The organism is Marinobacterium sp. xm-a-152 (assembly GCF_013282965.1).
Classification (GTDB): domain Bacteria; phylum Pseudomonadota; class Gammaproteobacteria; order Pseudomonadales; family Balneatricaceae; genus Marinobacterium_E.
In genome coordinates this window covers 1-15,755 of sequence record NZ_WBYI01000013.1, presented here as the reverse complement: position 1 = coordinate 15,755, position 15,755 = coordinate 1, and the positions used below count along the sequence as shown (strand labels likewise).

Annotated in this window: 14 protein-coding genes; 9 read left to right on the top strand and 5 right to left on the bottom strand. The window is 48.9% G+C overall.

The window, feature by feature from the left end; genetic code table 11:
• Position 1 precedes the first annotated feature (1 nt).
• Together XMA152_RS11730 and putA are read right to left on the bottom strand one after the other, a co-directional pair.
• Positions 2-859 (bottom strand): DMT family transporter, encoded by an 858-nt coding sequence (locus XMA152_RS11730; RefSeq protein WP_173483705.1) that lies wholly within the window; start codon positions 857-859, stop codon positions 2-4.
• Between the two features lie 82 nt (positions 860-941).
• The gene (gene putA, locus XMA152_RS11725; RefSeq protein WP_173483704.1) at positions 942-4,373 is read right to left on the bottom strand and encodes a bifunctional proline dehydrogenase/L-glutamate gamma-semialdehyde dehydrogenase PutA; all 3,432 of its coding nucleotides are present in this window, start codon (positions 4,371-4,373) and stop codon (positions 942-944) included.
• 146 nt (positions 4,374-4,519) lie between these two features.
• Between putA and XMA152_RS11720 the strand changes: the two genes are divergently transcribed.
• The 7 genes from XMA152_RS11720 (at position 4,520) to XMA152_RS11690 (ending at position 11,483) form a co-directional block, all read left to right on the top strand.
• The gene (locus tag XMA152_RS11720; RefSeq protein ID WP_173482145.1) at positions 4,520-4,990 is read left to right on the top strand and encodes an Lrp/AsnC ligand binding domain-containing protein; all 471 of its coding nucleotides are present in this window, start codon (positions 4,520-4,522) and stop codon (positions 4,988-4,990) included.
• Between the two features lie 291 nt (positions 4,991-5,281).
• Entirely contained in the window at positions 5,282-6,481 is a 1,200-nt protein-coding gene (locus tag XMA152_RS11715) for an ABC transporter substrate-binding protein (RefSeq protein WP_173482144.1), read from the top strand.
• Between the two features lie 64 nt (positions 6,482-6,545).
• On the top strand, positions 6,546-7,316 hold the full coding sequence (locus XMA152_RS11710) for an ABC transporter ATP-binding protein (RefSeq protein WP_173482143.1): 771 nt from the start codon (positions 6,546-6,548) through the stop codon (positions 7,314-7,316).
• Between the two features lie 6 nt (positions 7,317-7,322).
• Positions 7,323-8,027: an ABC transporter ATP-binding protein gene (locus XMA152_RS11705; protein ID WP_173482142.1), complete on the top strand. Its 705-nt coding sequence runs from the start codon at positions 7,323-7,325 to the stop codon at positions 8,025-8,027.
• 3 nt (positions 8,028-8,030) lie between these two features.
• A complete protein-coding gene (locus XMA152_RS11700; protein ID WP_173482141.1) occupies positions 8,031-9,044 on the top strand; it encodes a branched-chain amino acid ABC transporter permease in 1,014 nt (337 codons plus the stop codon).
• Complete coding sequence (locus XMA152_RS11695) at positions 9,044-10,381, top strand: branched-chain amino acid ABC transporter permease (RefSeq protein WP_173482140.1); 1,338 nt, start codon at positions 9,044-9,046, stop codon at positions 10,379-10,381. Before XMA152_RS11700 ends, XMA152_RS11695 begins: the two co-directional genes overlap by 1 nt.
• Positions 10,382-10,502: 121 nt before the next feature.
• Entirely contained in the window at positions 10,503-11,483 is a 981-nt protein-coding gene (locus XMA152_RS11690) for a GlxA family transcriptional regulator (protein WP_371731475.1), read from the top strand.
• A gap of 63 nt (positions 11,484-11,546) precedes the next feature.
• Here the strand turns inward: XMA152_RS11690 and XMA152_RS11685 are convergent, their stop codons facing one another.
• Positions 11,547-11,750: a PA3496 family putative envelope integrity protein gene (locus XMA152_RS11685; RefSeq protein WP_173482139.1), complete on the bottom strand. Its 204-nt coding sequence runs from the start codon at positions 11,748-11,750 to the stop codon at positions 11,547-11,549.
• Positions 11,751-11,893: 143 nt separating this feature from the next.
• Positions 11,894-12,772: an SIS domain-containing protein gene (locus XMA152_RS11680; protein ID WP_173482138.1), complete on the bottom strand. Its 879-nt coding sequence runs from the start codon at positions 12,770-12,772 to the stop codon at positions 11,894-11,896.
• Positions 12,773-12,876: 104 nt separating this feature from the next.
• Between XMA152_RS11680 and pbpG the strand changes: the two genes are divergently transcribed.
• On the top strand, positions 12,877-13,761 hold the full coding sequence (pbpG, locus tag XMA152_RS11675) for a D-alanyl-D-alanine endopeptidase (RefSeq protein ID WP_173482137.1): 885 nt from the start codon (positions 12,877-12,879) through the stop codon (positions 13,759-13,761).
• Between the two features lie 14 nt (positions 13,762-13,775).
• Positions 13,776-14,417, top strand: a complete 642-nt coding sequence (locus XMA152_RS11670; RefSeq protein ID WP_173482136.1) for an MBL fold metallo-hydrolase — start codon at positions 13,776-13,778, stop codon at positions 14,415-14,417.
• Between the two features lie 6 nt (positions 14,418-14,423).
• Here XMA152_RS11670 and pfkA read toward each other — a convergent pair whose 3' ends face one another.
• Positions 14,424-15,428: a 6-phosphofructokinase gene (gene pfkA, locus XMA152_RS11665; RefSeq protein WP_173482135.1), complete on the bottom strand. Its 1,005-nt coding sequence runs from the start codon at positions 15,426-15,428 to the stop codon at positions 14,424-14,426.
• Positions 15,429-15,755: the final 327 nt, after the last annotated feature.

Below are 15,755 nucleotides of genomic sequence, written 5' to 3'. Positions count from 1 at the left end.
ACTACCTTGGGGCTAACCGCCCCATGGCAATCAAACCACCCACAACGATGATGGCGCCGCCAAGTAGCGTCATCAGTGTGGGTACCTCGCCCAGTAGAATTAATGCAGCCAGAGTGGCAAAGAGTAGCAGCGTGTAGTTAAACGGCTGCAGGGTGCTCGCATCTGCATAGTCCATCGCTTTAATGTAAAAAAGCTGGGAGCCAATATTCATAATGGCTAATGCGATTAGCAGTGCACTCTGCTCTGTCGATGGCTGAATCCACTGAAACAGGCCAAATGGCAGCGCCAGCACCAAACCTACTAGCCCCATGTAGAGGGTGTGTGTTTTGAATCCATCTCTGCCACTCAGGTATTTGGTTAGAATCGAGAAACTGGCTAATGCAATGGCGCCACTCAGCGGCATCAGTAACTCGATCGAGATACCGGCACTGCTCGGCTGAATGATAATCATCGCACCGGTAAGACCGATCAAAACCGCTATCACCCTTCTTCTCGTCAGTTCCTCTTTCAGGATAAATCGCGCCATAACCAACGTAATCAGGGGAAAAAGCGCGACGATCGCGTGTACCTTTGCCACCAACATCAGCGTGAATGACAGGTTAATAAAGATTATCTCGGTAATCGACAGCGCCGCACGACCCAGCTGCAGCATCGGCTGTGCCGATTTAAGTCCCACAACAGATTGCCGCAACCCTCCGGCAAGCATGACGGCAAACAGGGTAAAAAACAGGTATCGCACCAGTAACAACTGACTTAGGGGCAAACCCCCTACTAGCAGGTGTTTAGTGATGATGTCCTGAATAGCAAACGACAACATGGACGCTAAACAGAACAGAATACCGATGGTTGATGGTTGCATGATGGGCTTTGATACCTAGGGGATAATCTACTGAAGAGTTATAGCAAATCACCCCCTTGCCTGTCTTGAGTTAACGATACTATTAACTCATTAGCAGTGCTGCATTTCCCCCTGAAGCGGTGGTGTCTTCGCAAATATGTTGCTCTTTACGGTGGTAAACCGAGTGCCCTTTAGACTTGAGAAGTGGAATGATCGCCCCCTCCCTTTGACTGAGAGTAATACGAATCTGCTTACATAACGCTTCGTGAGCGCTAACAGATACGCCTGCCAAGTCTGCAAGCTCAGTTAACAGTCCTGGATCCAGATCGCCGGCCAAACAGATAATGGGTAGATCTTTCATGATGTCACTGTCAGGAATCTTTTTGGTTAGCAGTAGCGTTGGGTTGCCGGTTGATGCACTTGCAATGGCTTGCTGCCAAGCTTGCTCGTCGCCAGCGACTAACCAATAACCTCTAGCTGATGTGAATAGCTGATTATCTTCACCCGTAACACTAGGGCATTGTGTTAGAAGTTCACGAGCAAGAGGTTTAAATTGAGATCGCAGAGTCTGCCATGCTGATTGCACCTGTTCTGCTGATAGCAGGTCTAAGGGGTTAGGTTGATACTGACTCTCAATTGTCTCCGGTTGTGTTAGATTGACGAGATAGTTTGGCCCACCCGCTTTAGGTCCGGTCCCTGACATACCTTCCCCGCCAAAAGGCTGAGACTCGACTATAGCCCCAATCTGGTTGCGGTTGATGTAGCAGTTCCCCACGTTGAGTTCAGCACAGAGCCGCTCAGTTCTGTTCTGTATGCGTGAATGCATTGCGAAGGTTAGGCCATATCCACGCGCGTTAATATCGTTGACCACATCATCAAGTTGATCCGCATTGTATGGAGCAATATGTAAAATCGGGCCAAAGCGCTCGAAGTCCAAATCATGGATACCATCAACTTCAAGCAAGGTTGGTGTAACAAAATGACCGTCGAGCTCTTGAGTTTTAGTTTGATACACAATTCTTGAGCGTTGTTCTTCAATATAAGTATTCAACGCTTGCGCAGCTGTAGCATCAATAACAGGACCCACATCGCACTTCAGTTCGCTTGGATCGCCCACCTTTAACAGCGCCATGGCGCCGGTGATCATCTCGAGGATCTGCGGGTAAACCTCTCGCTGGACGTAGAGCATACGCAGCGCTGAACAGCGCTGGCCGGCGCTCTGGAAGGCTGATGCCATAACCGCTTTAACCACTTGTTCTGGTAGCGCAGATGCATCGGCAATCATCGCATTCAGGCCGCCAGTTTCAGCGACCAGCAGAGTATCTGGCGCAGCGTTATGCGCAAGTGCCTTCTCAATACGTTTCGCTGTGGCTGTCGAGCCGGTAAAGATCACTGCGTTCACGTCTGGGTGTGAGACCAGTGCATTACCCTGTTGTGCGCCTGTTCCGAACACAAGTTTTACTAGGTCAGTTGGCATGCCCGCTTCTTTCCAGAGTTCTATCGCTTTGCGAGCGACTAAACTGGTCTGTTCGGCCGGTTTAGCCAACACCGCATTGCCGGCACCAACAGAAGCCGCAATTTGACCGGTAAAGATCGCCAGCGGGAAGTTCCAAGGTGAGATGCAGACAGCCACACCTCGTGCCTCAGTTTGTTGATCAAGTCCGTCGCTCTCATCGGCGTAATAACGCAGAAAGTCGACCGCTTCACGAATTTCATTGATTGCATCAGCAAGAGTCTTTCCTGCTTCTCTGGCCAGTAGAGCGAGTAACTCAGGAGTGTCGCGTTCATAAAGATCTGCGATCTGTCGCAAGAGTTTTCCTTTGAGTGGCTTGTCTGCCCAAGCCGTTTGGGCAACCTTGGCCTGATTGAACAGCTGATCGACTGAGCTCAGATCAGTCGTTTGATAGTGCCCCAATAGCTCTTGCGAGTAAGGCTCTACAACAGGGACGTCACCTGTCTCGCCCCAAATTGTCTGCATAAAGAGTGAGCGGCTTGCTAAAAGCGCATCGACTTCTGCCTGTTCGCCAAGGTCAAAACCGCGAGAGTTACTCCTATCAGTGAATATTGCGCTGCCGGGTGTTACCGCTTGCTCGATGAGTTTCTGATGCACCGGACTCGCAACGACCTGCTGTGGCGGGATAGCCTCGTCAGCAAGCTGGCTAACAAATGAGGAGTTGGCTCCATTTTCAAGCAGACGACGCACTAGGTAGGCGAGTAGATCTTTATGCGTTCCCACGGGCGCATAGATACGACAACCTGTCTGGTGCTTCTCCAAGAGCTCTTGATGCAGCGCCTCTCCCATGCCATGAAGACGTTGCATTTCGAATGCAATGCCGGCCTCTTTGGCCCAGTTGAGTACACAGGCTGCTGTCTGGGCATTGTGAGTAGCAAATTGTGGGTAGATGCGGTCGCCGTAACGCACCAGTTTGCGCGCACAGGCGAGGTAGCTGACATCGGTGTGATGCTTTGCGGTGAACACCGGGAAATGGTCCAGCCCTTGCTCCTGCGCAAGTTTGATTTCGGTATCCCAGTAGGCACCTTTAACCAAACGCACCATCAGTTTGCGATTGCTCTGATCTGCCCAAGCGTAGAGTTGATCCAGTACCGAATAAGCTTTGCGGTTGTAAGCTTGCACAACAATACCCAGACCATCCCAACCGGAAAGCTCAGGCGCTTCAATCAGGTTGCGAATGATATCGAGCGATATCTCAAGGCGTGCGCACTCTTCAGCATCAATATTGAGGCCAATATTGTGCTCCTTAGCAAGTGAGCAGAGTGACAGCATGCGCTCACTTAATTGGGTAACTGCCTCGTCCTCATTGAATAGCTCGTAACGCGGATGCAGCGCCGACAACTTTACTGAGATGCCTGGATTCTTTTCGATCTGGGTTGATTTCGACTGCTCGATCAGTGCTAGCAGGGCGTTGCGGTATGAATTGAAATAGCGATCGGCGTCGGCCTGAGTATAAGCCGCCTCACCCAGCATATCGTAAGAGAAAGTGTAACCTTGGAACTCAAGTTTGCCGGCGCGCTCTTGGGCGCTTTTAATGCTTTCACCTAGGACGAAGGCACGACCCATCAGCCGCATACCTGCACCCACTCCGATTCGCATCGCGGCGAGTATTGCGCTGCGAAGGGGTTTCATCTTGAGGCTAGCGCTGCCCAGTTGCAGTCCCATGCTGGCGCCGCGAACAAGTGCACTGGTCTGCGCCGTTTTAACGGACCAGTCGCGGTTAGCGAGCTTATCAATAATCAGTTCGTTAGCCGTCTGTTTGTCCGGTACGCGTTGGTAGGCCTCAGCCAAAGTCATCAACGATAGTCCCTCTTGCGTGTCTAAAGGATAAGCACGAAGGAATTGCTCAAGGATAGACGGCTTAAAATTGTTACGAATCGCAGTGACTAGGTTGCTCGCCACTGTCTGGAGGTCAGGCGTGACCCACTGCAGAAGTTGCTCTTTCTCGATGAGCTGTTGCAGTTGATCTAATTCTGATTGGTCGCAATAGGGTATCTGGATGTGTGTGTTTTGAGCGTTCATGTTTAGCCCCTCTAAATTGATAATGCAATTATAGATTTAGACTTATAGGGCTTCTGTCTATTTTTATAGGTATATATAGACTTTAAAACTTATTATTTGCTTTAATTTAGATAACTAATAGTTAAATAATTTTATTGGTAGGCGATATGACTAATGTGTCTTTAGATAATTATGATTTGGCGATATTAAAAACCTTAGAGCAAAACGGGCGGATAACGGTCACTGAGTTGGCTGATAGAGTGGGATTATCTAAAACCCCCTGCCAAATTCGAATGAAGCGGCTAGAAAGCAATGGAGTGATACGTGGCTATACCGTAATCATGGATTACGGACTGCTCGATACTAATCATATTGCCTTTGTGCAGGTTAAGCTCAGTGACACCAGGGCTGCTGCTCTTGCTTCATTTAATGATGCAGTTGGCGCTGTGTCTGAAATAGAGGAGTGCCATATGATGGCTGCAGACTTTGATTACATCCTTAAAGTGCGTACACGCGATATCGCGAGCTATCGAGAGGTTCTGGGTGAAACTATTTCAGAGCTACCCTATGTCTCTAGTACCTCTACCTTTGTCTGTATGGAGGCTGTTAAAGAGCATGGCCAAGTCTTTGATGGTTAGCAAATCACCTAAATTTCTCTAATTTCTAGGAAAATTGATTTTTATAATATGAATAAAAAGAATATTTTCCAGTTTCTGTTCAATAAATAGGCAAAATCACCCATCAGGTCTGTTCTATAATTGATTAACCATCAATTGATCAGATGGTCTGACCAATACGTAACTGAAATCTGTTGTCTGAATGGTCAACATTCGATAATGTTAATGCGTTGCCAGTTGAAAAACTGCAGACACTGATCGCTACTACTTAATCGATAAAGTGGTGTGATGTTTCATTATAAGGAGAAGAGAATGAAAAAATTAGCATTGGCTGTAGCTGCAGCTTCAATGATCGCGGGTGCGGCGCAAGCTGGCAGCCACATGCCAAGCGAAGTTCGTCTTGGTGTTGCTCTAGGCTTTACAGGTCCTGCTGAATCACTTGCTGCTGATATGGCTGCAGGTGCAGAGATGGCTATGAAAGAAGTTGCTGATAGCGGCAAGCTTCTTGGTGGTGCTAAGGTTACTCCAGTTCGTGCTGACTCAACCTGTGTTGATGCTTCTGCTGCCGCTGCAGCCGCTGAGCGTCTAATCTCAGCTGAGAAAGTGGATGCGATTGTGGGTGCTCTTTGTTCTGGTGCAACGATCTCAATCCTACAGAACGTAGCGATGCCAAACGGTGTTCTTCTGTTCTCTCCTTCAGCGACTTCACCAGCGCTTTCAACTCTTGAAGATAACGGTTACTTCTTCCGTGCATCACCATCTGATGCTCGTCAGGGCCAAGTAATTGCTGAAATGCTTCAGGAGAAAGGTTACAAGTCGATCGCAATGACTTACACCAACAACGATTACGGTAAAGGCCTAGCGGACAGCATTCAGTCAAACTTCGAAGCGGCTGGCGGTAAAGTGACTATCAACACTCCACACGAAGATGGCAAAGGCGATTACGGTGCGGAAGTGGGTGCTCTTGCTCAGGCAGGTGGTGACATCCTAGTGGTTGCTGGTTACCTTGACCAAGGTGGTAAAGGCATCATTCAGTCATCTCTAGATGCGGGTGCATTTGATCACTTCTTCCTACCTGATGCGATGATCGGTGACAGCCTAACAGCTGCAATCGGTCCGGATCTAAACGGTTCAATCGGTACGGTTCCAGGTACTGACAGCCCTGGATCAGACTCTTACAAAGAGATGTTCACTGCGGCTACCGGTGCGGCACCTGGCCCATACTCTGACTACTCTTACGATGCAGCGGCTATGACGCTTCTAGCGATGCAGGCAGCAGGCACTAAAGATTCTAAAGTCGTTAAAGATCACGTCTTTGAAATCGCAAACGCTCCAGGCGAGAAAATCTACCCAGGTGAGCTAGCGAAAGGTCTTGAGATCCTAGCTAACGGCGGTCAGATTGACTACGTTGGTGCGACTGCGGTTGAGTTGATCGGCGGCGGTGAGTCAGCAGGTAGCTACCGTGAGATTCTGGTTAAAGACCAGCAGAACACAACTGTTCGTTACCGCTAAGCGATAGCGCATAAAACAGGCTCGGGGTTCACTGAATCTCGAGCCGTTTTTACATTTGAGCATTATGATTGTTGTAGAAAATCTCCATAAGCGCTTTGGCGGTGTTCATGCCGTGAATGACGCGTCCCTTCACATTAAGAAGGGCTCAATTACCGGTCTAATCGGTCCAAACGGTGCAGGTAAAACGACGCTGTTTAACGTGATCGCAGGCCACCACTCGCCCACTTCAGGTCGCATCACCCTTGATGGTGAAGACATTACCGGACTTAAGCCACATGAGCTGTTTGGTAAGGGTCTATTGCGCACCTTCCAGTTGGCTCACGAATTCTCTTCATTAACGGTTCGCGAAAACTTGATGATGGTACCACCTAATCAAGCTGGCGAAAGCTTAATGAATACCTGGTTCCGCAAAGATCTAGTGCGTGCTGACGAGCAGCGTGTGCGTGAGAAAGCGGACGAGGTGATCGATTTTCTAGAGATTGGTCACGTTGCAGATGAACTGGCTGGCAACCTGTCAGGTGGCCAGAAGAAGCTTCTGGAACTGGGTCGCACCATGATGGTGGATCCTAAAATTGTCTTCTTGGATGAGGTCGGTGCCGGTGTAAACCGTACGCTGCTCTACAAGATTGGCGATGCGATTAAAAAGCTGAATCAGGAGCGCGGTTACACATTCTGCCTGATTGAGCATGATATGGACTTCATAGCGCGTCTTTGTGACCCGGTTATCTGTATGGCGGAAGGTACTGTTTTAGCCGAGGGTACGGTTGATGAAGTTAAGAACAATGAGCAGGTGATCGAGGCTTACCTCGGTACCGGTTTGAAACATAAGCGGTAAGCGTACATGAGTTTTTTAATAGGTCAGAGTATGACCGGCGGCTACGGTGCTGCGGATATCCTCAAAGAGTGCACCATTGGTGTGGATCGAGGTGAGATCGCGGTTATCGTTGGCCCTAACGGTGCTGGCAAGTCGACGGCAATGAAGGCTACCTTTGGCATGTTGCCGCTGCGAGAAGGCCAGGTGATGTTTGATGGTGAGGACATTACCCACCTTAAACCTGAAGAGCGTGTGGTTAAAGGGATGGGGTTTGTGCCTCAAACCCACAACGTATTCACCTCGATGACGGTTGAAGAGAATCTTGAGATGGGCGCCTTCATACGTGAAGATGATATCTCCGATTCGATTGAACAGGTTTATGAACTCTTCCCCATTTTGAAAGAGAAGCGTCGCCAACCAGCCGGTGAGCTTTCAGGCGGTCAGCGCCAGCAAGTCGCGGTGGGTCGTGCCATGATGACGCAACCTAAGGTTCTGCTTCTGGATGAGCCCACAGCCGGTGTATCACCCATTGTGATGGATGAGCTATTTGATCGCATCATAGAGATTGCTCGCACAGGTGTAGCGATTTTGATGGTTGAGCAGAATGCGAAACAGGCGCTAGAGATTGCCGATAAAGGCTACGTGCTGGTGCAAGGCTCTAACCGATTCACAGATACAGGCGAAGCGTTGTTGGCTAACCCTGATGTTCGTCGCTCGTTCTTGGGGGGTTAATCGATGACTGACTTTATTAATGCCCTAATTGTTCTGGCTAACTTTATTCTTGTTCCTGCACTGACTTACGGCAGTCAGTTGGCGCTCGGTGCACTGGGTGTCACTCTGGTCTACGGTGTGTTGCGTTTCTCCAACTTCGCACACGGTGAAATGATGGCTTTTGGTACCATGATCACCATCTTTGGTACCTGGGGTTTACAGGCGCTGGGTGTCTCTATTGCACCGCTGCCAACAGCCCTGCTGGCGCTACCTTTGGGTATTGCCGGTGCTGTCGCACTCTCGTTGATCCTTGATAAAACCGTTTACAAATATCACCGCCAGCGCAAGGCGAGTCCGGTGATCTTCCTGATTGTCTCAATCGGTTTGATGTTCTTTATCGGTGGTCTGGTGCGATTCATTATCGGTCCTGGCGATCAGATCTTCTTTGACGGAACTCGTTTCATCTTCTCGGCGCGTGATTTCAAACGTGCGACGGGCCTTGATGAAGGGTTGGCTCTTAAGATGACTCAAGCGGTGACCATTATTACTGCGATTATTGTGGTAGCTGCCATGTTCTGGTTCCTGAACAAAACACGTACCGGCAAATCGATGCGTGCTTTTTCAGACAACGAAAATCTAGCACTGCTGTCGGGTATCAACCCAGATCGTGTCGTGATGATTACCTGGATCCTTGTGGGTGCGCTAGCGACCATTGCCGGTACTCTATACGGATTGGATAAGAGCTTTAAACCATTCAGCTTTATGCAGCTGCTCTTACCAATCTTTGCCGCAGCGATTGTCGGTGGGGTTGGTAACCCATTGGGTGCCATTGCGGGTGGTTACGTGATCGCCTTCTCAGAGATTGCCGTCACCTTCGCCTACAAGAAAGTCGTAACCTACTTGGGGCCTGATAGTTTCCAACCTGATTCGTTGGTTCAGCTGTTGGGCACCGATTACAAGATTGCGGTTTCATTCATCATCTTGGTTATCGTACTGATTGTGCGACCTACCGGTATTTTTAGTGGGAAGACCTTGTAATGAATCAGACATTTTTTAATCAATATCGCACTCCGATTCTCTACTCGGTGATGGCGCTTCTGCTTGTCATCGTCGGTGTGGGTCAGGGGTGGTCTGTCGCCTTTACCATTCTTAACCTCTGTTTGATCAGTGCCATCATGTCACTGGGTGTCAACATGCAGTGGGGTTATGCCGGTCTCTTTAACGTTGGTGTGATGGGCTTTGCAGCACTGGGTGGTTTGGCCGCGGTTCTGGTCTCTATGCCACCGGTTGAAGAGGCGCGTGCTGCGGGTGGTCAGGGCATTTTAGTCGGCCTGTTGATTCTAATTGCGACCATTTTCGTGTCGATCCTGGCGTGGAAACAGTTTGGGGCTAAGAGTAAGAAGACTGGCTATTGGATGCTGTTTGTCATCATAGCTGTGGGTTATGCCCTGATGCGTCTATTTTTCCTCCCTTCCGTTGAAGCAATCGAAGCGGTTAACCCCTCAGTGACTGGATATCTTGGTGGCTTAGGTCTGCCAATCATCCTCTCTTGGCCTGTGGGTATGGTGTTTGCGGCCGGTGCGGCTTACGTCATTGGTAAAGTTGCTTTGGGGCTTCGCTCTGACTACCTAGCGATTGCAACGCTGGGTATTTCTGAGATCGTTCTCTACTTCATTAAGAATGAAGAGTGGCTGACACGCGGTGTTAAAAACGTCAACGGTCTACCTCGTCCGGTTCCTTATGAGGTGGATCTACAACAGGCAACTTGGTTCCAGCAATTTGCTGCAGACTGGGGTATGGAAGTGGCAGAGGCCTCGTCTCTATTCGTTAAAGTATGTTACGCAGGGCTGTTTATCGTTGTCATTGCGATCTTGATGTACTTATCTGAGACGGCACTTAAGTCACCTTGGGGTCGTATGATGCGCGCTATTCGTGACAACGAAGTAGCCGCTGCCGCAATGGGTAAGGATGTTGTTAAACGTCACCTGACGATCTTTGTGATTGGCTCAGCGGTTATTGGCCTTGCTGGTGCAATGCTAACGACTCTGGATGGTCAGTTTACACCGGTTGGTTACCAGCCATTGCGTTTCACCTTCCTCATTTGGGTCATGGTGATCATTGGTGGCTCGGGCAATAACTGGGGTGCAGTCTTGGGCGGTTTCTTCATCTGGTTCTTCTGGATCGAAGCGGAGCCGATTGGTCTTTGGTTAGTGGATACCCTAACCTCTTTCATGGAGCCAACTCACTGGCTACGTCTGCACTTGATGGACAGTGCCGCTCACATGCGTCTGATGACGGTCGGTATCGTGCTTCTGATTGCATTACGATATGCCCCAGAGGGATTAATCCCCGAGCGAACGGCTCGTAAGCACTGATTCATAGCACTACTATGAGTGGGGTTGGGCTTCTAGTCCGGCCCCATTTTCATTTTTGTGACCTATCTTTTCTCAACTAGCGTAGACTAGGGTAATAACTTTTATTACTTGTAGGTCAATTGTGCAGCAGAAACCAGAACACTTCGGCTTTTTCCTAATGCCCGGTTTCTCGATCATCTCCTTTGCGGCGACGATTGATCCGCTGCGTCTTGCGAACCAGTTAAGTGGTCAAACTCTTTATGAGTGGCACTTTTATGGTCCAGCCGATCAGACCGTTACCTGCTCGACAGGTATGCGTTTCCAACCGACACGTCGCATGAACGATACAGAATCGATTGATCGTATGTTGGTGGTTGGCGGTATCGGTGCTCAACAAGAGTCCGAAACCTACTTGAACGATTGGCTACAGAATTTGGTTCGCAATGGTATCAGTTTAGGTGCAACCTCGACGGGCTCTCTGTTATTGGCTGAAGCCGGTGTGTTAGAGGGTAAAACCTGTACGGTCCACTGGGAGGAGCGTGATCAGCTGACGGAGCTCTACCCAGATCTTAACGTCAGTGAAGAGCTTTATGAGATTGATGGCAACCTGATGACTTGTTCTGGTGGTTTGTCGGGTTTGGATATGATTCTTCAGCTGATTACGATTCGCCATGGTGAATCTTTAGCCCACCAAGTCGCTGAGCACTGTATTCACCCCAACATCCGTCCTGCTCATGATAAGCAGCGTATGAAGCTGCAGCTTCGCCAACACGGCAGTCACCCTCGCCTGACACAAGCGCTGGAGTTGATGCGTGAGCACATTCAACCGGTTCTAAGTTGTGAGCAGATCTCCGATCGAGTTGGGCTCTCAACCAGACAGTTGGAGCGACTGTTTAGACAGCACCTGAACTCATCACCGACAAACTACTACATGAGTTTGCGTCTTGAGTTTGCACGTCAGCAGTTGAAGGCGACTCGTCTTCCGATTCAAACGGTTGCGAAAAAAGCGGGATTTACATCCACTAGCTATTTTTCACGTTGTTACAAAAAGCAGTTTGGATTGACGCCAAGAGAGGCAAGAACGGGTGTGCACCGCATGATTGAACTGGGTGAAAAAGCGTAAAAGAGAGATCAAATTTCCAATAGGCTCTGCCTCGATCTCTCTTTTTATTGTGAGCGGTTGCGACTATTTTTCGTCGAACCAACTCTCTTCATTGAAATAGGTCGAGAGCTCTTGCTCTTCGCGACGCTGCTCTATGGCTCTGCGAGCATTAAGCAGTCGCTGTGATTGACACTTTTGCTCCTCTTGCGTCTTCTCCTCTTCGAAGCCCACAAGCAGATCAAAAATTTGAGTTTTTACTGGATCTAGTTCTTCTTCACGAATCAGCATAGGTCAACCTCCTAAGCAAACGTCCATGAACGGATCGCTCATGGCTACACTGTTCTAATCTCTTTTTACTGAAAGCGTCTCAGTAATGCAACCGCGACGATTGTCGTAAAAAAGTGTTACGAAAAAGTGAAACGTAAAATGCGTTAGTCAGGTCGGCGCATCATCAGGCGACGATCGTTTTGACGAAGACTTCTAAGACTGCGTTTGATCGTCTTAAGATGCTCGACGGCATTAGGTCCCAACCGCATCGCAACTCCAACAGCTATTACGTCGATGACAACAAGGTGGACCACGCGAGATGACATCAGAGTACTTAGGTCTTTGTCCTCTTCTACGTCGATAAAGATCGGTATGGTTGCCAGTTCAGCTAGTGGGGTGTTGGCTGGGCAGAGCGTGATAACGGTTGCGCCAGTATCTCTAACAAGCTTGACACTGTGTAGAAGGTCCTTGGTGGTACCCGTTTGTGAGATGGCAACCACCACATCCCCTTCGCCAAGTGTGACGGCTGAGATGGTCTGCATGTGAGGATCTGAATAGGCGGCTGCAGAGATCTTAAGGCGGTAGAGTTTGTGTTGTGCATCGGCACAGACCGGCGCAGATGCACCCAGGCCATAGAACTCCACTCGACGCGCTGAAGCGATCGCCTGAATGGCCTCCTCTAGCGCTCGGTCATCTAACTGCTCTCGTGCTTCGACCAGATTACCCATCATTGAGTCAAAGATCTTGTGCTTAAACTCTAGAACGGTGTCGTCATGGTTCATTGAGAACTGTTCGAAGGTTGAGTTACTGGCCAGCGCTTGCGCTAAGGTCAGCTTAAAATCTTGGAACCCATCGTATTGAAGCGCTCGACAGAAACGAACCACCGTTGGCTCAGAGACCATCGCTTCTGATGCCAGATCAACAATACGCATATGAATGATGTCATTCGGCTGTGCTAGAACGTAATCAGCCACTTTCTGTTCTGATTTACGCAGCTTGGCTTTGGCATCGCTGATCTGTTTAAGAAGGTTAGCTGAGTTCACGCTAGGATCCATTTCTATAGAGTGTTGCGAGATAGTATATCAAGGCATACAAATCTTGCAGTAGCTTCGGTATCCTAATAACAGATATTAGGATTTGTTGGTTCATGCGATCTATTTTTACCCTATTTTTTGTTCTATTTAGCGCGACGGCTGTGGCAGCCCCTGACCCCGCTAAACTAGACCTTGCCTCTGTCAGTGTTATGATCAAAGACCTAGACACGCAAGAGGTGCTCTATGAGCGCAACGCCGATCGCGTTCAACCGATCGCGTCGTTGACGAAGTTGATGACAGGATTAGTAACTTTAGATGGCCGCCTTCCGATGAAGGAGCGGATCACGATTGAAGTGAATCAGATACCGGAGATGCGCAATGTTCACTCTCGCATTCGTGTTGGAAGTAATCTTCCGCGAGCAGATGTACTACACATCGCTTTGATGTCATCGGAAAACCGCGCAGCGGCCACTTTGGCTCACGCTTACCCTGGCGGTGCTAAGCAGTTCATCGATAATATGAACTGGACGGCACAGGGCTTGAGTATGACCAACACGAGATTCCAGGAGCCTACCGGACTCTCCGAAAAGAACGTCTCTACTGCAAGTGATCTGATGCGTCTGCTGGAGGCGGTGAGTCTCTATCCAACTCTCTCCAAAGTAACGACCTCTTCTAAACGTGATGTGATCTTTAAACGGCCACGCACGGCCATGGCGTTTTTTAATACCAATACCTTGGTTAATAAAAAGAGTTGGTCCATTCAGATCAGTAAAACCGGTTATACCGATGATGCAGGCCGGTGTTTGGTTCTTAAAACACGCATCAAAGGTCGTAATCTAGGCATTGTCCTATTGGACTCCTACGGTAAACGCACCCACCTAGCCGATGCGCAACGCATCAAACGTTGGCTTGAAAAGGGTAGCAGCGGCAAGGTACCAAGAGGTGCTGCGAATTACCGAGATCAGAAATTAAAATCATTGATGACAGCATCGCGCTGATCCCAGAGGTAGCTATGGCTTATCGTGTCATTCCCGTCACCCCTTTTGAACAGAACTGCACTCTCTTCTGGTGTACAGAGACTAAAGAGGCGGCCGTTGTGGACCCAGGTGGTGATCTGCAAAAAATCATGGCTGCAATCGAAGAAGAGGGCGTGACGCTGACGAAGATTCTACTGACTCACGGCCATATTGATCATGCCGGTGCATCGGCCACCCTAGCAAAATCGATGGATGTTAAGATCATTGGCCCCCAGCAAGCTGATCTGTTCTGGATCGAAGGGTTAGAGCAGCAGAGTCAGATGTTTGGTTTTCAGCAGGTGCAGGGCTTTGTGCCGGATCAGTGGCTCAATGATGGTGACACCGTTATGGTTGGTAATATCACACTGGATGTCATTCACTGTCCGGGTCATACCCCAGGGCATGTGGTGTTTGTTGATCGTAAGGCAAAAATTGCTCAAGTGGGCGATGTCCTGTTTAAGGGTTCGATTGGTCGTACCGACTTCCCACAGGGTGATCATGCAACGTTAATCAGCTCTATTAAAGAGAAGCTGTTTCCTCTTGGCGATGATATCCGCTTTATACCGGGGCACGGTCCTGAATCGACCTTTGGTGATGAGCGACTCACCAACCCCTTTGTGGCCGATCGCTGGGGCTAGTGATTCTTAGTGTTGTAGCTCGTTGATGAGGTCCATCACTTCAACGGGCAACCCCTTCTTCTGGGTAATGACGGCTTCTAGGGGTGTGGTGCTCACTGCACCTTTTGTTACCCCCACCATCACATCCGTTTTCCCTTCAAGCAGTGTATGAATGGCGCAGTTACCCAGCGTAGCAGCAAGCAGGCGGTCATGCGCTGTTGGCTTTCCACCACGCTGCAGATGACCTAAAACACAGACTCTAGGGTCTTCACCTAGCTGTCTCATCTCTTCAGAGAGTTGATTAGACCAGCCACTCTTTCCAGCTTCAGCGACGACAATAATGCCACTGGAGCCAATGCCCTCTTTGCGTCGCTGTGCCAGCTGTTGGCTGATATCGGTAATATCAGACTGGTGTTCGGGAACAATGACCATTTCCGCGCCGGCGGCAATGGCAACATGACAGGCAAGCAGGCCGTAGTTACGCCCCATTACCTCAACTAAGAAGTGACGATCATGTGAATAGGCAGTATCACTGATTTTATCGATGCCTTCGACGGCGGTCGTTACAGCGGTATCAAACCCAATACTGTCATCAGTACCATAGATATCATTATCAATGGTGCCTGGTAGACCAATAACGGGAATGGAGAACTCTTGATAGAGTGCATGGGCACCTGAAAGTGAGCCGTCACCCCCAATGACAATTAATGCTTCGATGCCGTGCTTCGAGAGAATATCGAAAGCGCGTTGTCGTGTGGCCGGTTCATGAAACTCAAGACAGCGAGCACTCTTTAGATAGGTTCCCCCTCTATGACAGAGTCCACTGACACTTTTGGAATTAAGTGTTTCGAACTCCTCATTCAGCAATCCTGCATATCCACGATGAATACCGATCACCTCAATACCAAAAGAGGTCGCCGTTCTAACCAATGCCCGAATAGCAGGATTCATTCCAGGTGAATCTCCGCCACTGGTTAAGATGGCAACTTTAGAAAAGGAAGTAATGTGGGAGTACTGAGGTAACTGATACATAAAGAGTCCAAAAGTGCTTATCCCTGAATACTAGCGATAATTTGGGTAAAAAATGAGCAAAAAATAGGGGCTTTTGTACAGTTAATGATCAGTTTTAATCTTTTTTTAAAAAAAGTGAAAAAAAAACAAAATAGGCGTTGACCCTAAGTCTAATATCGGTAAGATACGCACCTCGCTTGAGACGAGTACTCAAGCAGCCACCAAGAGATCGGTGGCACGCTCTTTAACAATTAATCAGGTAATGCGTGTGGGCGCTTGTTGAGGTTGAGCACAAAAGCTTAACAAGACAAGCAACCTATATGTGAATTCATTTAGCGTAATGTTTTT